The organism is Paracholeplasma vituli, from assembly GCF_025446935.1.
Lineage (GTDB): Bacteria > Bacillota_I > Bacilli_A > Acholeplasmatales > UBA5453 > Paracholeplasma > Paracholeplasma vituli.
Genome location: NZ_JAOEGN010000021.1, coordinates 1 through 19,047 on the forward strand (window position 1 = coordinate 1; position 19,047 = coordinate 19,047).

The window sequence follows — 19,047 nt, forward strand, 5'->3', positions numbered from 1 at the left end:
ACAGTCTAGCTGTATTAGTATGAAACAAATCCACAGTACATTATTAGTATATTAAATTAGAAAGAAAGAGGAAAGGTTTGAATTCATCTTAAGTGCTAACTTAATACAATTTAAATCTTACATGATTGATATGAGAGTTGGTTTTATCTATAATCCAGAAAGTGGCTCTGGCAAAATTGAACAAAACGCAGACTACATCGTCAATGAGTTTAAAGCTAAAGGTCATGATATTGAGGTCTTAAAAACCAAAAAGCCTTTAGATGCGAAACGTTATGCGATTGAAAGTAATCACGATATGTTGTTAGTAGCTGGCGGCGACGGCACTTTAAACGAGGTTGTCAATGGTATTATGCCCAAGGCAGAACGGCCGAAGATTGCCTACATTCCAACTGGTACAGTCAACGATGTGGCTCACATGCTCGGGATCCCAATGAACATCAAGAAAGCCGTGAAGCTTATTTTGGAAACTGGTGTTGTCAAGAAAATGGATATTTCTAAAATCAACGATACCTATTTTACATACGCCGCAGCGACCGGAAGGTTCGCAAAAGCAAGTTACGATGTGAAACGAAAAGATAAAAAACGTTTTGGTATTCTTGCATATATTGTAAGAGGCATCACGGATTTGTTATTTGACTATAAAATGCCACTACGTATCACATACGATGGTGGTGCAATTGATCATACCTTCACTTTACTCCTATTTTTAAACGGCCCACGTGTCGGGGGTAGAAATTTATACCTTATGAAAAAGTCTAAACTCAACGATGGGAAAATTGAAGCCAGGCTATTCGAAAGACAACGTTTTTGGGCTTTGATAAAGGTACTCACATTCTTTGCGATTGGTGGCCTGGTCATGCGCGGTGGACACCGATTGTCTTCATCATTCTATGAAATCGAAACCTTAGATCCTAGATCCAATATTGATTGGAACACTGACGGTGAAAAGACCGAAAAGAACAGTGTTCGAATTCAAGTATTCCAAGAAGCGATTGAAATCTTTGTTTCAAAACGTGCTGCAAAATATGTATTTTGATAAGCTACCGGAAGGTGGCTTTTATTTTTCTAAACCAAAGTTGGATAGTTAATGAAAAAAATCGCAAAATGATTGAAAGTTCATAGAGGTGATGGTATACTTTGAAAGTACCGACCGACCGTTCGGTCGGATTTTATGGAGGAATCATATTTATGAGCGGTTATAGTGTTAAAAAACCAATTACAGTGATTATGGGTGTACTCATCATCATCGTTCTTGGGATCTTTTCAATTACCAAATTACCCTTAACGTTATTTCCTGAAATTGAGTTACCGTTTGTCGTAACCATTACAGAGTTTCAAGGGGCTTCACCAGAAACAGTAGAACAAGAAGTCTCCAGTAAAATCGAGGCTTCTGTCGCAACGATTGCGAACTTCAGAGAAGTTTCATCGATGTCAAATGAACATTTTGCAGTCTCCATTGTCACCTTTGGAGATGGAACGAATATGGATTCTGTTGTCATCGAACTACGTGAACTTCTAAACAACATTGCCTTAGCTTCTGGCGTAGGTAATACCCGTATTCTAAGAATCAGTCCAGATATGTTACCGGTACTTACGGTCACACTATTTAAAGACTATTCAGAAACCTTAACCGATGAAGAAATTCTCATTCGTAATACTGAATGGATTCAACGGGATTTATTACTTGATCTACAAAGTATTCCCGGAGTCGCGGACGTATCTTTATCTGGACAAGCTGATGTTGTTCTTCAAGTTAATCTAGATACAACCAAACTAACTACCTATGGATTAGACCATGAAACGGTTCTTGAAATCATTGAAGAACAAAACGAAGGTGGTCTGATTGGTGTCGCGTTAGACTCAGGCGAATTACGCATGCTTTACTTAGGTGATAAGATTGATCTGTTGTCAGACCTTGAAAATCTACCTGTTCATTTTGATGGTACAAATATCATCAAACTAAGTGATATCACGGTTGCAGAGGGTATTAAGTTTATCAATGCGAATACAGATACCTATTCAAAAATCAATAATGTCCAAGGAATTCAAATTTCATTTACCAAGCAATCCAATTACGGCATTACGGAAGTATCTAATAATATTACAAAACGTTTAAACACGATTATGGAACAAGAAGGTGAAACGGCTCACTATGAGGTTTTATTAGACCAAGGTGAGTACATTACACAATCGATTGGTTCTGTATTAAGTAACTTAATTGTGGGTGGTTTATTAGCCGTGATTATTTTGTTCATATTCCTTAAAAACATCAAACCAACCTTAATTGTAGGTTTAGCAATTCCAACTTCTGTTATTGGCGCCTTCATGTTAATGTACTTCACGGGTGTGACATTAAACCTCATTTCAATGGGTGGATTGGCGTTAGGGATTGGGATGCTTGTCGATAACGCAGTCGTCGTTATTGAGAACATTTACCGTATGATTTCAGAAGGTAAATCCAAAAAAGAGGCAGCCATACAAGGGGCTAAGGAAGTTGCGGGTGCGATTACATCCTCAACCATCACAACGGTTGCTGTATTCTTACCAATCGTCTTCATTGAAGGTATGATTGCGGATGTGTTCATGTCGATGGCACTTACGATTGCGTATTCATTAGGTGCATCGCTTTTCATCGCCTTAACACTCGTTCCGATGATGGCTTCTCGTATGTTAGATGACCATAAACCTCAGGTCGATGGCAAATGGGTAACTCGTATGAAAACCATTTATGAACGTTCTGTGCTTTACACATTGAGCCATAAAGCATTAACTTTAGTAACAGTATTAGTATTATTGGTAGGCTCCATTTGGATTGTCGCTTCTAAAGGATTTATTTTATTACCCACTTCTGATGAAGGGGTCATTAACGTCTCCATTACAACCACCTCACAATCGTTATTCCAATCGAAAGCCGCTTTTACCGATGCACTTACAACTGAGCTCTTAGAGTTTAAGGATGTAGATTCGGTCGCGGCGAATATTGGTGGCGGTTCAAGCTTTGGTGGATTCGCGATGCTTGCTGGTAACAGTGGCTCGAACATCGAATTGACGATTAATTTAAAAGATAATCGTTCGAAATCTACAAAACAAAATGAAGAACTTGTTAAGGCTTTACTCGCGGATTTTGATTTTTCAAATATACCTAACTTTGAGGCTTCGAATATTGTAGAAGCGACTGTGTCTGCACAAAATTCAACCGGCGCATTAGGTGGCGCATCCGGGATTTCCATTAAAGTTTCTGGATACGATCTACAAACACTTGAAGCGATTGCGAATGATATCACCGCGATATTAGAAAATACTGAGGGTGTAGTCAAACCAGATAATGGCATTTCTCAAGGTGCAGACAACTTAAAGATTACAATTAACAAAGACAACGCGATGGTATTAGGCTTAACTGCGAGCGATGTAAATGCGAATATCGCCTATTTATATCAAAACCTAACCGGTTTAGGTCAAACAGAGACCTTAGCACTTACCATTGAAGGGGTCACTTACGATATCAGTTTACCGAATGACGCAGTATCGGGTGGGCTATCCTTTGCCCTATTTGGAGACTATCAAAACTTCTTAGCTGGGGTGAGATTATTCTCAGATGCAGATAGAGCGATGATTGACCGATTTATCAATACGTCGGGTATGGGCATCTATACGATCGACCCAAGCGGTTTAGCGACAGGCGGTTTCATCAAGTTTGTATTAAATCCGTACCTACGTGTAGTTGGCGGGGAAATCGTATACAACCCAGACTTGATGAGCGCAGACCCAATGCTTTCAACCAGAGCATTATCTCCTTTATTTACAGACCAACCAAACTCCGTAACAACCATTGATTATGTCACAGGCTTTAAAACCATCAATACCGATGGGTCAAACCGTTTTGTGACCGTAACCGCTGAGATTGCGGATGGTAAAAACGTTACGATTGTTTCACAAGAAGCCACCAACAAAGTCAATGCGTATTTAGACTCAGCCGAATTCAAACAATACGGTAATGGTTATTATGTGTCTTTTGAAGGAGAATCGGAAGAGATTTTACAAGCTGTTTCAGATTTAGCACTGGCTGCGATTGTCGCTATTCTATTGGTTTACATGGTCATGGCAATTCAGTTCCAATCCTTAATCTACCCATTCATTATCATTTTCACCATTCCACTTGCCTTTACAGGCGGTATGTTAGCCCTATTGTTTACAAATTCCTATCTAAGTTTGGTCTCCATTATGGGGCTCGTTATTCTTGTTGGGATTGTGGTTAATAACGGGATTGTCTTAGTCGATTATATCAATCAACTTAGACAGGAAGGCATGACGATTAAGGATGCGATTGTATTAGCGGGTAAGACCCGTCTAAGACCAATCTTAATGACGTCCTTGACTACCATCCTAGGTTTAGCATCCCTAGCACTTGGTTTTGGTGAAGGTTCAGAATTATTACAACCGATGGCGATTACGACCATTGGTGGATTAATCTATTCAACCATTCTGACTTTAGTCGTTATTCCTACAATTTATGCCTTACTCAACCGTAAAACCATGAAAAAAGAGGCTCAAAACGATGTCGCAAACCAAGGATAGAATCATTCGCGTTCTGGTTGAACACATCAAACAAGGCAATAACCTTAATGAGTTATCCTTGTCTAAGATTGCTCAGGAAGCTGAAATTGGTAAAAGTACGGTGTATGAACATTTTAAAAGTAAGGAAGACATGATTTCAAGTACGTATGCATACCTACTAAATCAGTATAAAACCATTCTTTTAGAACCTATTGAAATGAAAGACTTTAAAGCGTCCTTTAAAGCACAAATTTTAAGGATCCTATTTGTCATGCGCGATGCGAAAAACATCATGGATGCGATTATGGATATTCAATTAGATGGTATACCGTCATTAAAACAAGAACATCAAGCGTTGATGGAAAACATTCAAACTGAAATGAATGCCCGTTTCATCGAAATTATGAAACTCGGCGTTCATTCTAAAGAATTTAACCCATCTTCAATGAATCCTTATGCGAAATACATCATTCAATCTCTAATCTCAGGCCTGTTACTATCCTACCTTAAAGAGGATATGGGGTTAACGGAAGATGGCATTACAGATTTGATATATAATCAAGTATTAAAAGCACTAAATTAATGAAAATAGACATTAGCGGATTTACATCCCATAATGTCTTTTTTTCGATATATCCCTTTGTTAAGCGATTAATTAAACCACCTATAGCTGAAAGTGTTATGAAAACATTTTCAAAAAGCGAGAAAACGTTTCCGCGTTTACTAGTCTTGATTTTGGTACAATCATTTGAGACAATGAAGGTACAAAACACGAAAGGAAACTTAATATTATGGAAAAAGACATCCAACAAACCTGTACACAGGTGGGTAGTCTTGTCCAAAACGCTCAGTTAGCACTTGAGGCTTTTTATGACTATACTCAAGAGCAAATTGATCACATCATCGCGAAAGTTTCAGTGGCTGCTTTAGAAGCACATGGTAAGCTCGCAATGATGGCTGTTCAAGAAACCAAAAGAGGCGTTTTTGAAGATAAGGCTACGAAGAACTTATTCGCAGTGGAGTACGTGGTGAACCACATCAGACACCTAAAAACAGTCGGTGTCATCAGTGAGGATGAAGTAAGTGGGATTACTCAAATTGCAGACCCAGTCGGCGTGATTTGTGGCATCATTCCAGTCACTAACCCAACTTCAACCACCATCTTTAAAAGTATCATCGCTCTAAAAACCAGAAACCCAATTATTTTTGCTTTTCATCCAAATGCTCAAAACTGCTCAGCCGAAGCGGCCCGTATTGTCAAAGAAGCTGCCATCGCTGCGGGTGCACCGGAATATGCCATTCAATGGATTGAAACCCCATCGATGGACAACACTTTGGAATTAATGAAGCATGACGGCACCAGCCTTATTCTCGCGACCGGTGGAAACGCCATGGTGAAAACCGCCTATTCTTGTGGGAAACCTGCACTCGGGGTTGGTGCTGGAAACGTGCCAGCTTATATTCATAAATCCGCGAATGTTAGACAAGCAGTAAATGATATTGTGATGTCTAAAGCGTTTGATAACGGGATGGTTTGTGCCTCAGAACAAGGCTGCTTTATCGATATAGTTATTTACGATGAAGCCATCGATTTATTTAAGCAATTTGGTGTGTACTTTTTAAATGACACGGAAAAATTGAAACTGATGAAACTCGCCTTTGGTGTGGATCAGAAAGAAGATTATCCAAAGGCTAAACTAAACCCTAATATTGTTGGTCAATCGGCCCTATCCTTAGCCGAACAGGTAGGTATCAAAGTACCTTCTAATACCGTAATCTTAGGTGTTCATTGTGAAGAGGTTGGTATCGAAGAACCTTTTAGCAAAGAAAAACTCTCTCCAATACTCGCGTTTTACACTGTAGAAAATGATTCAGAAGGCATCGACAAAGCGAAACGTATGGTAGAATTTGATGGCTTAGGTCACAGTGCATGTATTCATGCCAATGACACCGAAGTCGTCAAACGTTTTGGTACTGTAATCAAGGCGATTCGGATCATCCATAATTCACCGACTACATTTGGGGGTATTGGACAAGTCTATAACCAATTCATTCCATCCTTAACTTTAGGCTGTGGTTCATATGGCCGTAATAGCGTTGGTGATAATGTCAGCGCAAATCATCTCCTCAACATTAAGAAGATAGGACGCAGGAAAAATAATATGCAATGGTTTAAGATTCCATCGAAAATCTATTTTGAAAGGGATGCGATTGAATATCTTAGACAGATGCATGACGTATCCAAAGTATTCATTGTAACAGACCGTGTCATGGTCGATTTGGGCTATGTTCAAAAGGTTACTGACCAATTAAACTTAAGACGTAATAAAGTCCAGGTTCAACTCTTCTGTGATGTTGAACCAGACCCATCGATTGATACCGTTAAGAAGGGGTATCAAATCATGAAAAGCTTTGAGCCGGATACGATTATCGCGATCGGTGGCGGTTCTCCGATGGACGCTGCGAAAGCGATGTGGCTTTTTTATGAACACCCAGATGTGAATTTTGATGATCTCAAACAGAAGTTTATGGATATCCGTAAACGTGCCTTTAGATACCCAGAATTAGGTAAGAAGAGTAGCTTAGTTTGCATTCCAACAACTTCAGGTACCGGTAGTGAAGTAACGCCATTCGCAGTCATTACTGATAAGAAAGACAATAAAAAATATCCACTTGCAGACTACTCTTTAACACCAACTGTTGCGATTGTGGACCCTGCATTAGTACTCACACAACCTAAGACAGTAACAGCTGATACTGGAATGGATGTGCTCACTCACGCGATTGAAGCTTACGTTTCCACACTGGCTAATGATTACACGGACGCCCTCGCTTTAAGCGCGATAGATATGGTATTCAAATACTTAAAACGTGCTTGGGATAACGGATCAGATTTTGAAGCGAGAGAAAAAATGCATAATGCATCCACTATGGCGGGGATGGCATTTGGTAATGCCTTCTTAGGTATCTCCCATTCGATGGCACACAAAATCGGTGGATTATTCCATGTCCCTCATGGCAGATTAAATGCCATACTCTTACCTGAAGTCATTCGTTACAATGGACAAAAACCATCTAAACTATCGACTTGGCCAAAATACAATTATTACCAAGCCGATGAGAAGTATCAAAAGATTGCGAGAATGTTAGGTTTGAAAGCAGAAACACCTTTAGAAGGTGTAGAATCATTGGCTCAAGCTGTTTATAACTTAGGCGAAAGTTTAGGTATTGAAATGAACCTAAGAGCTCAAAAGGTGAACGAAAAAGCATTTATGGCGAATGTTGAAAAACTAGCCTATGCTGCGTATGAGGACCAATGTACACCTGCGAACCCAAGACTCGCACTTGTCGAAGATATGAAGCAAATAATGATAAAGGTTTTTAAGTAAAAAAAGAGGATTTGGTCATCATGGACCAAATCCTTTTCTCTATATTTTCTTCGTATAACAACGTCTGCGTTTGTGGTTGATGTAATCGAAATCTTTCCACTGAGCTTGAATGGCAATATTGTTTTCCAGTTCAGGACCAGTTTCTGCGAACTTGATTCCTTGTTTCATGGCCTTCTTAATACCGTCTTCTAACATTAAGGCTGGTAGACCTTTACCTTGATGCTTAGGATCAACGGCGATAAAGTATAAATCAACCACGTCGTGTTTCTTTAAAGCCTTAAGGATTCTTAGGAAACCAAAAGGGAACAAACGACCTTGACTCTTCTTATTAGCGAGTGCCAAAGAAGGCATCATTAAGCCAAATCCTGCAACACTATCTTCACTATCTAAGACAAACCATAGGTAATCGAGTTTAACAATCGATATCATTTGCTTAATGTAATAATCCATTACTTTGTCACTGATTGGATAGAAGCCATAGAGTTCATTAAAAGCGACATTATACATCTTGAATGCGGGATAGATATACTTCATCACTTCTTTACGTTTTTTAAGTGTAAGAAGTTTAAAACCATAGCGTTTACGGATGATTTCGGACACTTTAGTTATCTTCTCAGGAATGGAAGTCAGCATAATACGCTTTTCAATCCAATCGACATCTTTAACAAAACCTAAGGCTTCTAAATGCTTATGGTAATAGGGTGGATTCCAAATCGTGATGAACATGTTAAGGTAATCAAACCCTTCTACAAGCATCCCCATACGGTCTAAATCAGTAAACCCAATCGGACCAATTAAAGTATCCATTCCTTTTAAACGGTTCCACTCGGTTACAGCCTCAATGAGGGCTTTGGTAACCTCAATATCATCAATCATATCGATCCTTGAGAAACGGCCCGTTTTAGTTTGTTTGGCTTCATTCCAGGCATGATTGATAATACCTGCGATTCGCCCTACTATTTTTCCATCTTTATAGGCTAAAAAGCATTGAGAATCACAATACTCATGGGCAGGGTTTTTCTTATAATCAAATACACGCATTTCATCAATCGATAAAGCTGGGACAAAGTTAGGCTCGTGTTTGAATAATCTATTCGGAAACGATGTGAATCGTCTTAAATCGCTTTTGGTTTGAACTTTCTTAATCGTAATCATAGAAACCCTCACATTTTAGTTTCATTGTAGCATACTTCAAAATAAAGGCATATAGAAATCTTTTTATTCATGGTAATTAAGGAGGGCTCATTATCGATATATCGATAGGTAATAAATCTTTCACTCCTAAAGGCTAAAATAGACTCAAATCGGTCTTTCATTTATGGTAGAATAGTAAATAAGTTATGACCTACTTAGAGAATTTGAACCATTCGTCTCTTTCGCAAGTAGCTATTCTAGGAGGATATCGTATGAAGAAACTGTTCAGTAATTCCAAATTTTTAGGCTTACTGATTACCGCATCCAACGCATTGGTTACCATCTTGATGGCAATCCTGTTGGCGCTAAACCTAAAAGCCCCATTCGAGACAAATGATTTTTGGGCATTGTCACGACATATTTCAGATGGAGAGACCTTAAATATTTTCGCCTTCGCTGTGGTCATTCTATTTTATATATCCTTAATCCCTCAAATCATTTCTATTATTCAGATTTTTAGATCCAAACAACAAGCTATGGTAGCCTCTGTACTATCCTTATTGGTCATCATCGTCACACTCGTTGTGTTCCAAGTCATCAATAATCTCTTATCTATTGGATCGTTGGTATTGTTGGTAGTTGAAACCATCTTTATGTTGGTTTCAACAGTGTTCTTGATTTTAAGAAAGAAGCACATCCATAAAGTTGAAGTGTCTGAAACTACTGAACTAAGTGATAAAAAAGTAGATTTTGGTGTTCTTGTCGTAGATATCCTATCGATTTTGGTATTCCTAACACTTTTTGGTATCCCAATGTATTCTCGGTTTGATTCGGCCCCAGCCTACCACGCCATATTAATTAGAGCGTTATTCGGGGGTGACACCAATATCGATGTCATCATCGGATTCCTCGCTTATTTCTCCATATTACTTGGATTATTACTCTATTTCGCCCAAGTCATTTCTTATTACTTCTTTGACCGCTCCCATTTTATACAAAAATCAAAGACATTTATATATGCAGTTTTCACAACCACGTTTCTATTTTTCCTAGTAGGTTTAGGTCTTACCGTATATTACACTTTAAATCAAGTGAACACATCTAGTTACGCATTGATACCTGTTCTAGGGATGGTTCTTATTAATTTCATCTTCGCGATATTGAAAGGTAAGTTTCATATCGACCATCCACTCGAACCCAAACCGATTAAGATCCGTTATGTAAAAAGCGAACCCCTATTATACTTATTATTAATTACAGCGATTACGGCTGCTTTGTTATTTGTTCCAATTGTCGTGATGAAAGTTACTTTCGGTAGTTTTGAGTATAATGTCAACCTCACAGGAATAAAAATCCTCACAGATTACGCAAGCCTAGATCCGGGGTATCGATTGGTAGCCTTCGTTTTAGTGGTCATGTTGTTAGCCAGCGGTTTTAGTTTGGTGGTTGTCATCACCAGTTATCTATCAAATGATAAATCATTTAATTCTTTATTGAAAACAGCTGTGGGTATCAATATGTTTTTCATCTTTATCATTTCTGTATCGGGTTATTATTTCCAAATTGGTCAAGAAATCAATACCGCAGTCATCCATGAAATCTTTACGTTCTATGGCATTACCTTACCTGAAGGTATGGAATATCAATACAGTATTGGTACTGATGCCATCTATGCACTCATTTTTGCGACTTTAGTACTTATTATCATGTTTGTTAGAAAATCCTTTAACCATGTACCACTTGAAGTCCAATCGATTTCATCCGAATCGGAATCAGATTCCCAATCGAATGGTAGCAGTGTGGTTGAAGGTGAATCATTAGATAATGAGTATCAACCCTTTGACCCATGTCCAGCTTTTACGGATTTAGATATTCGTATCGATCACTTCAAAGCAGATTTAGCATTAAGAGAAACTTATCGAACTAATAATACCTCTTTAAATCAACTGGTCCACTTTGTTGTAGAATACGCAAAAAACTCGAGACTTCACTTGTCCTATACCCCAGAAGATATCGCAACCTTCGTAGCCGGGATGGGTGCTGCGAAACTATCGATTCTACAAGGGATGTCAGGAACAGGTAAAACCAGCTTACCGAAAATCTTCGCAGAAGCAGTATTTGGTAACTGTGAAATCATCGAAGTAGAGTCTTCTTGGAAAGATAAGAACGAACTTTTAGGTTACTATAACGAGTTCTCGATGAAATATACCCCTAAGAAGTTTACACTCGCACTCTATAAAGCCGCACTCAATAAAGACATATTTACCTTTATCCTATTAGATGAAATGAACCTATCGAGAATTGAATACTATTTCTCTGACTTCTTATCGTTAATGGAACACGAACCGCACTTAAGAGAAATCAAACTCATCAACATCCAACTAGCTCGTAAAGAAGGAGAGGAGATGATCAATTATGAAGCGCTTGAACAAGGCAACACTTTAAAAGTGCCTGAAAACGTTTGGTTTATCGGTACTGCGAACCGCGATGAATCCACATTCGTGATTTCAGATAAAGTCTATGACCGTGCGCATACGATGAACTTTACGAAACGCGCCCCTAAAGTACGTAATTATACTGACCCAATCGATAAACAATATTACGATTTTAGAACCATTCAAAACCTCTTTGATGAAGCGAAAGCATCCGGTAATTTTGATGCTGAAAACAGCGAACTCATCAAAGCCGTTGAAATCTTATTAGCGCCATTAAACATCTCATTTGGTAACCGAATTTTAAAACAAATTGAAGATTTCGTGAACATTTATAAAGCGTGTTTTAAAGATGAAGACGTTGAAGCCGAAGCGATTGAAAAAATCCTTTTAAGCAAGGTTGTTTCGAAACTTGAAACCAAAACCATCGATGACAAAGAATCGTTAGTAGACGCATTTATAAAACTCAAACTCAACCACTGTGCAGCCTTTGTCAGACGTTTGGATAACGACTAATATGACCAAAGCACCAGACAGATATCAAATCGAAGCCACCAAGCGCTTCGCTTTGTTGTTAAAGGGCATTGAGTCCTTCATCCTAAAACACCCAACGCTCACCTATATCGAGTTTGATTATTATGTCGTCCACGATGTCACCTTATTTTCGGTAGAACCTGAATTTGATTTTAACGCTTTAAGACATACCATTGATTCAATCCGAAAAACACTGCCTGCAGTCAAACGTATATTCACCAAACCCATCATCGTATTGAAAGATACCGATGATGTTTTGCCTGTTGAAAATGCTAGGATCATCAATCAAAACACGTTATTACACTTAGCCAATCACTCACAACATGTCGCGAACTTAACCGCTCGAGGGGTTAAACCGAGAAAGCTTTTAACCCGTATTTACGAGGATGATTACGCAATTTATGAGAACATCGTGTTCTGTAACTATATCGATGAAATCATGCATCTAGCGAATAAAAACAGACGTATCCTCAATAATCTTCTATACGCGAGTGATATCATGCGTTTTAACCTCTTAGAGAAGGTTAATCACCTGAATTACTTTCTCGCCTTAGGTAAGCTTCATACGGGGTATATCCGTGATTTTAGCCAGTATTTTACAGTATCTAAGCAGCTCTTGAATGACCTTTCAACCATTCAAAGAACGATTCAACCCCGTTTGAGTAAAGCCGTCTATAAGAAGAACAATCAAAGAAATAAAAACCTTCCGCTTAAAAAGACCAATATCTTCTTAAGTCAGAAGGATTATCGTCAAGTCTATAAAACGTATAAGAGCTTATTAAGTAACGCCGTAATTCCAACCAGTGATGTACTCGATATCGATATGGATTGGGTTCGAAAGACGTATATGCGTTACATTCAAATGCTTTCGCTATTTTCAGCGAGTCATTTTAACTTTGAAATGGATTCCAAAGCGAAGTTAAATCTCAATGATTTGAGTATTAATCTCACATTTAAAGATTGGAAACTATCCATCCAAAACCTAGAAGATAACGCCATGTTGTTGTACTTTAAGAAGGATACCTATTACCGAATTATGGTCGTTGGTCACGATTACGATGAATCAAGAATTAAAGAGCATAAAATCAAGAGACGTCTTCATGAAGTGATTAAAGTCAATCCATTTGAAGAAGACTATTTTAACCGTGAAGATATTTATATTAGTATGGATGATATTGATTCATTTAGAAGACTTCAACAAGTCATCCTTAAAGGTATGATTTATTCAGACACAGAAAGAACAGTTTGTCCATTTTGCGGGGGTACACTATCTCCTATTGATGGAGGTCACCAATGTGGCGAATGCATGCTTATGATTAAAGAAGCGCAGTGTAGTGAAACGAAACAATTCTTCTTTTACACGGATATCCCAGTCCACAAACGTTATATTATGGATGCTAAACATAAGCAATTAGAGGACTACTGGTATTATGAGAAACAAGTTGAGTCTCTGATGTACTTCAAGAACATTACTAAGATTAATCAGGATACCCAAATTATCTGTCCACAGTGCCATCAAGTTCACCCTAAGGAGATAACTCTAAAGGACGTATTATGATAATCAAACAGATTACTATAAATCCTCACATTTTCACAAAACTGAATTGAATCACAACCTAAATTGTGCTATGATAATGACGCGTGCCGAAGTAGCTCAGTTGGTAGAGCAGCTGTCTCGTAATCAGCAGGTCGTAGGTTCGATTCCTATCTTCGGCACCACTTTTATACATATATTTTTCAACATAAATCGCACAACAAAGCCATTAAATCGATTGATAACAATCGATTTTTTGTTTGTGAAAACGCATATTTTAGCTATAAAATAACAAGGTACCCCATTTTTTCCCTAGAAGTACTGGGGTCTAGCTCAGTTTGATGGTACCGATGATGATTAAACAACAGTTATTTTTAAAGGTCTTTTGATTATATTACTAAACTATCTAATAATCAGTGGTGCGGAAATATAGTTTCGCCTATTGGCACCAATAGATCATGAAAACATGAACTTCTAGGGAAAAAATAAACAAGATGAAATTTATCACACCCATGAACTTCTATGGTCTCTACCCAAAATCAAACCGGAGTTAGTGGCGTCAGTTGCGTTGTTACAAATTTTTATAATTTGGAAATATTTTATTTATGATATAATTACATTAAGTTAGACATTACAGAGGTGGCAAATGAAAGCAGAAGCACAAGGTTTTAGTTATTTGAAAAGGGATAGACGATACGATATTCCTTTTTTTCAAAGAGGTTATGTATGGAATCAAGATAACTGGGAGGAGTTTTACGATTCAATTATCGAAAGCATTCGCGCAAGTAAAACTGCATTTCTAGGTTCAATAATAATTAAAGATAGTGGAAGAAAAGAATGGGACAAATCTATCTATAGTATTATAGATGGTCAACAGAGGTTAACTACTATTAGTCTATTTATTAAGGCATTTTTTGATGAAAAAATCCAGGTTGGGGACACGTTTTATCAGGAGTACTTGAGTACACTTTTTATTCATGAAAGTCGATCAAGTCCAAATAAACAACTTAAAATTCATCATTCTAAGCTAGATAAAGATGAATTCGAAAAATGCATTAATTCCCATTACACGGATAATTACTTAACTAGTAATAATACATCGAAAATCTTCTTATGTTATAAGTATTTTAGAGAAAGATTAAAAAGTTTAGATGCAAAGTCCTCTTCAATGATAATGGAATTAATTTTAGATACTGAGAGTGAGTTATACAAAACATTTGTAGTTATCGAAATTGATTCCAAAGAAAATGAACAAAAAATATTTGATACAGTAAATTCAAGTGGTGTAAAACTAACTTCAGCTGATATCATTAAAAATGCAATATTTGAAAAAATGATGTCAGATTCAAATAAGCAACAAGAAGTAATAGATTTTTATAACGAAACTTGGGCTGCAACGTTCATAAAAGACAGCTTAACTGTGAAATACTGGGAAAGAGAAACAATTTCCGGAAGAATTAAAAGGGAAAGAATAGAAGTCCTACTGCACTCTGTCGCTGTAATCAAACAGATTTATGATCCTCAGTTACATAAAATAGAAGATCTTCCTGACCAATATAAAGAATATATTAGCAAAAAGGATTATCATAATTTATTGAATTTGGTCAAAGACATCTGTAATTTTGCTAAACTATATAGAGATAAGTTTGTTGATTTTGATGACGATCTGGGACATGCATTCTCACTCGAACAAAGAGAGGAAGTATTTCATAGAATTTTAGACAGTTTTGATACATCAACTTTTGATCCTTACATATTATATTTATATTATGAACATCAGCACAAGAAAATTAGTGATACTGAATTAAATACATTACTGCGAAAACTTGAAAAATATGTTGCCAGAACACTAATTTGTGGAAGCGATAATAAGAAAAATTTCAACAAGAATAACTCCGATTTAATCAATCCTAATTCTGGAACTACATTGGATTCACTCTTACAAAGGAGCGATATCAACGATATTGAATTCAAAAATTCATTGAAAAATATTAAGAATAACCAGTACGGTAGAATACTGCTTTATATGATTGAACTAAACAGGTTAAAAAACGGTCAAGGAATGGCTGGTACCAGCACTATTCAATTTACATTTAGTCTTGAGCATATAATGCCACAGTCATATTTAACAAATTGGAATTTATCAGTAATACCATTGGATAGAAGGGATCAAAATGGAGATTTGCTTTCGGAAGAGTTACTTAATGAATATCGACAGAAAGCAATTTATGAAATTGGAAATATGACACTTCTAAAACAAAAACTCAATTCAACCATTAGCAATGAATCGTTTGAAATTAAGAAAAAGGGCAAAGGGAAAAAACCTGGAATTAATGCATATCCTCAACTATCCATTTGTACAGAAATTACATCTGAAATAGATTGGAATGAAGATAAAATAGAAAGAAGAACTAACGAACTTGCTAGTGAAATTTTAACATTCTGGTAAAAATCTGCTGCATAAATAAGTAAGGAAACTCTGAATAAGTGAAAATAATAAAAAGGAGATTACTTTTATACTATGGAAAAAATAGATTTTGATTCTGAATTTAGAGGACTTAAAAAGAGTTTTGTGCTCTTTATTCTTTCAAATATTGCACTAATTATTAGTTCTTTTGTAATTTTTTACGAAGAACTATCGTATGGCTATGGTGAATTAGAACAAACACTAGTATTTATTTTCCTGTCAATAGGAATTTTCTTCTTTGCGAGTTCACTCGTTTTAGGTATAGTAACGTTCATTTTACATTTTTCAATGACGCGTGCATTTTTAATTACTGGTTTAATTTCATTATTAGTCTCATTGATAGGATGCTTTTTCTATGGTTTTGCGGGTTACATTGCCAATGAGCAATATAATCAATATGGTGCAAATGCAATGTTTTTCATTCCCATAACTTTATTATTAGAATTGGTAGTTTTTAGTTTCTACGTAAAAATCAACAAAGAATTACGTGACAAAATTAGAAAATAGATAATCCCCATACATATCTTTGTACACATAGTAATGCAGGCAAACCTGCAAATAAATGGCATATTGCCAAAAGGGGATACTTATGAATAGTATTGAAATAATAGTACCGAGAAATTTGATTAAGAAGTTCTACCCACACCCGGAACCATATGGTGATGGATACTATGTTGTTGATTTAGTCAATGGCATGTATACTGATGTTTTCTATAAAGAAGAAAGAGATTTTGTTACTATCACAAATGATAAAAAACTGATCTCATAATTTAAACGAATCAGTCGAAGCAAAGAGTATATTTTTACAGGAACGGTGTTTTTGTATTCCGTGAAAAATCACTGAGGGTGATAATGATCTATTGGAAGAATGGTCAAAAATAAAACCAAATAATATTGAACACTCACCGATATATAAATACCTTATCCCTAAAGAGTTTTTGCTCTATTTTTACTGGATTGATGTTGGAAAATAATCATTGAAAACAATAGAATCAAAATCTCTGTTTATGAAAATGATCTAATTGGATTAAGCGACATTAATATTGCTATGGACTTGATAGGTTAAATCAGTTATTGGATTTAAATAAGTCAAATTTATATAAAATATTCTTAGAGGTCGCTCGTTCTCTCGGCCTTTTCGGCACCACTTTTATACATATATTTTGCCATATAAATGGCTTAAATAAGCCGAAAAGCCGATTAAAAATAATCGATTTTTTTATTAAATAATAAAAGAAATTTAACTCAAAAAATCGTCAGACCCGTTTTTTCCCTAGAAGTACTGGGGTCTAGTCATTTTTTACTTAAAATAATAATGATGGATTTTTTGATTAAAAATACACGTTTGGCTTAATAAAGATCACAAAATGATAAAAAGATGTAGGTGACTCACGAAACCTCTACTGACACCAGAAACCTAAAAACCATGAACTTCTAGGGTGAAAAGGGGTGAGTTGAATTTTCGTCGCACCCATGGAATTCTATGTTTGCAGAACTCAAAATTTCAGCAAGATTTGAGTGGCAGAAAGTTAATAAGTGTATTTTAAATTAATATCAAATCTCATGAGTATCTAACACCATTGTAAGGAAAAACCATGATGAAATAAATTTATAGCTTTTCTATGATAAAATAATAGTTAATCAACCTATTTCGGAGGACCACCATGAAAAAATGGATTTATCTCTTACTTCTCGTTGCACCTGTGCTCATATTATCATCGTGTACAGAAAGCCTGAAACCCGATGGGGGTAGAGCCCCAGTCTACCAGGGGATGATCATCTCATCATCAAATATCAATCAAACAAGCAATTTTAACCATGCCATTTTGACCTCTCTTATATCAAATGATGGTGATCAGATGAGCATAGATGATGAGATCAAGGATGACATTGATGTGATTGATTCAGGCGAGGTCGAGTATTTCGCTGTCAGGAACCAGGACGTCCTCATCACGGTTAAGCTTGTCAACCCAGACAGCCAGGTCATCCTACGCTTCACATTAAACGGTGTAACCTACCAATCGTTTCAATTTCAAGAAGGCTCTGACTCAGAAAACCTAATCCTCAAAGTCAATGCTGGAGATGTATCTGGCGTTAAGGAGTTTACGATCGATGAGATTAAATACATCGAGAACGTGACCAATGAGACTAGGGATGCTGTGTTCGAAGGTGATCGCACAGTGAAACTTGGTGTCACCTATGGAAGTGTCCCTACAGCAACCATCATCAACTCCGATATCAATGCGACATCAATCACTCTAAATATCACCATAACGGACGAGAGTGATCTTATCGATAAAGCGGGGAACACAATAAAAGCGTATCTCTACAATGGTTCCGAAATTATAGATACAAAAGATTTGGTTTTGGGATCCAATCTGGTCAGATTTGAGAAGTTACCTTTCGATTCAGAATATGAATATGCCATTGCAACTGTCTATGACAGTTTGGATGGATTGGGTAATCGAGTCGGTATTCTTCACCGAGAATTAGTTCGAACAAAAGAGATTATCACTATATATTCTATAAGTTCAACTCAATCATCCATTTTTTATGATTTAAATATCAATGATATGGATCAAGTAGGTGCAGTGTCAGCGATAGAACTCTACAGAGGTGAAACCTTAATAGAAGCACTCACTGATTTAAGTGTGAGAGAATTCACTGGATTATTATCGAATAACGAATACACGATAAAAGTAACCTATACCTATGACCTGAATGATGGAGCAGGTTCGCAAGCACTTGTTATTTCACAAGCAACAACCACAATGACCAAAGCGACGCCAACAGTCGTTATTGACAATGTCTTACCAACGCAAACCAGCATTGGTTTCGGTATCACAGTCACCGATGGAGATCAAGTGGGCTCGGTATCAGCGATAGAACTCTACAGAGGTGAAACCTTAATAGAAGCACTCACTGATTTAAGTGTGAGAGAATTCACTGGATTATTATCGAATAACGAATACACGATAAAAGTAACCTATACCTATGACCTGA

11 protein-coding genes and 1 tRNA gene are annotated in these 19,047 nt (G+C 36.8%); 11 read left to right on the plus strand and 1 reads right to left on the minus strand.

Annotated features, from left to right (window positions below):
• The first annotated feature begins 121 nt into the window (after nucleotides 1-121).
• From N7603_RS08360 to adhE, 4 genes are all read left to right on the plus strand, one after another.
• Nucleotides 122-1,036 (plus strand): diacylglycerol/lipid kinase family protein, encoded by a 915-nt coding sequence (locus tag N7603_RS08360; RefSeq protein WP_262096983.1) that lies wholly within the window; start codon nucleotides 122-124, stop codon nucleotides 1,034-1,036.
• A 152-nt stretch (nucleotides 1,037-1,188) separates the two neighbouring features.
• Nucleotides 1,189-4,575: an efflux RND transporter permease subunit gene (locus N7603_RS08365; RefSeq protein WP_262096984.1), complete on the plus strand. Its 3,387-nt coding sequence runs from the start codon at nucleotides 1,189-1,191 to the stop codon at nucleotides 4,573-4,575.
• Nucleotides 4,556-5,137, plus strand: coding sequence for a TetR/AcrR family transcriptional regulator (locus N7603_RS08370; protein ID WP_262096985.1), 582 nt, complete (start codon nucleotides 4,556-4,558; stop codon nucleotides 5,135-5,137). The genes N7603_RS08365 and N7603_RS08370 overlap by 20 nt, the downstream gene beginning before the upstream one ends.
• Nucleotides 5,138-5,345: 208 nt before the next feature.
• A complete protein-coding gene (gene adhE, locus N7603_RS08375) occupies nucleotides 5,346-7,943 on the plus strand; it encodes a bifunctional acetaldehyde-CoA/alcohol dehydrogenase (protein WP_262096986.1) in 2,598 nt (865 codons plus the stop codon).
• A gap of 39 nt (nucleotides 7,944-7,982) precedes the next feature.
• Here adhE and N7603_RS08380 read toward each other — a convergent pair whose 3' ends face one another.
• Nucleotides 7,983-9,098, minus strand: a complete 1,116-nt coding sequence (locus N7603_RS08380) for a GNAT family N-acetyltransferase (RefSeq protein ID WP_262096987.1) — start codon at nucleotides 9,096-9,098, stop codon at nucleotides 7,983-7,985.
• Between the two features lie 251 nt (nucleotides 9,099-9,349).
• On the opposite strand from N7603_RS08380, the gene N7603_RS08385 reads away from it, so the two are divergent.
• The 7 genes from N7603_RS08385 to N7603_RS08415 all read left to right on the plus strand — a co-directional run.
• A complete protein-coding gene (locus N7603_RS08385; protein ID WP_262096988.1) occupies nucleotides 9,350-12,025 on the plus strand; it encodes an McrB family protein in 2,676 nt (891 codons plus the stop codon).
• Nucleotide 12,026: 1 nt separating this feature from the next.
• Nucleotides 12,027-13,601 carry a hypothetical protein gene (locus N7603_RS08390; protein ID WP_262096989.1) on the plus strand — a complete coding sequence of 525 codons (1,575 nt, stop codon included), beginning with the start codon at nucleotides 12,027-12,029 and terminating at the stop codon, nucleotides 13,599-13,601.
• An 85-nt stretch (nucleotides 13,602-13,686) separates the two neighbouring features.
• Nucleotides 13,687-13,762: transfer RNA gene (locus N7603_RS08395), tRNA-Thr, on the plus strand.
• Between the two features lie 461 nt (nucleotides 13,763-14,223).
• Nucleotides 14,224-16,026 carry a DUF262 domain-containing protein gene (locus tag N7603_RS08400; protein ID WP_262096990.1) on the plus strand — a complete coding sequence of 601 codons (1,803 nt, stop codon included), beginning with the start codon at nucleotides 14,224-14,226 and terminating at the stop codon, nucleotides 16,024-16,026.
• Between the two features lie 72 nt (nucleotides 16,027-16,098).
• On the plus strand, nucleotides 16,099-16,551 hold the full coding sequence (locus N7603_RS08405) for a hypothetical protein (protein WP_262096991.1): 453 nt from the start codon (nucleotides 16,099-16,101) through the stop codon (nucleotides 16,549-16,551).
• 82 nt (nucleotides 16,552-16,633) lie between these two features.
• Nucleotides 16,634-16,813 carry a hypothetical protein gene (locus tag N7603_RS08410; RefSeq protein ID WP_262096992.1) on the plus strand — a complete coding sequence of 60 codons (180 nt, stop codon included), beginning with the start codon at nucleotides 16,634-16,636 and terminating at the stop codon, nucleotides 16,811-16,813.
• A gap of 895 nt (nucleotides 16,814-17,708) precedes the next feature.
• Nucleotides 17,709-19,047: hypothetical protein (locus tag N7603_RS08415; RefSeq protein WP_262096993.1), on the plus strand; the 1,339-nt coding region annotated here is incomplete at its 3' end.

Excerpts from the sequence above, each read along its gene's own strand:
- N7603_RS08365 (WP_262096984.1), top strand. The coding sequence starts at position 1,189 with ATGAGCGGTTATAGTGTTAAAAAACCAATTACAGTGATTATGGGTGTA.
- N7603_RS08380 (WP_262096987.1), bottom strand. The coding sequence starts at position 9,098 with ATGATTACGATTAAGAAAGTTCAAACCAAAAGCGATTTAAGACGATTC.
- N7603_RS08405 (WP_262096991.1), top strand. The coding sequence starts at position 16,099 with ATGGAAAAAATAGATTTTGATTCTGAATTTAGAGGACTTAAAAAGAGT.
- N7603_RS08385 (WP_262096988.1), top strand. The coding sequence starts at position 9,350 with ATGAAGAAACTGTTCAGTAATTCCAAATTTTTAGGCTTACTGATTACC.
- N7603_RS08370 (WP_262096985.1), top strand. The coding sequence starts at position 4,556 with ATGTCGCAAACCAAGGATAGAATCATTCGCGTTCTGGTTGAACACATC.
- N7603_RS08400 (WP_262096990.1), top strand. The coding sequence starts at position 14,224 with ATGAAAGCAGAAGCACAAGGTTTTAGTTATTTGAAAAGGGATAGACGA.
- adhE (WP_262096986.1), top strand. The coding sequence starts at position 5,346 with ATGGAAAAAGACATCCAACAAACCTGTACACAGGTGGGTAGTCTTGTC.
- N7603_RS08410 (WP_262096992.1), top strand. The coding sequence starts at position 16,634 with ATGAATAGTATTGAAATAATAGTACCGAGAAATTTGATTAAGAAGTTC.
- N7603_RS08390 (WP_262096989.1), top strand. The coding sequence starts at position 12,027 with ATGACCAAAGCACCAGACAGATATCAAATCGAAGCCACCAAGCGCTTC.
- N7603_RS08360 (WP_262096983.1), top strand. The coding sequence starts at position 122 with ATGATTGATATGAGAGTTGGTTTTATCTATAATCCAGAAAGTGGCTCT.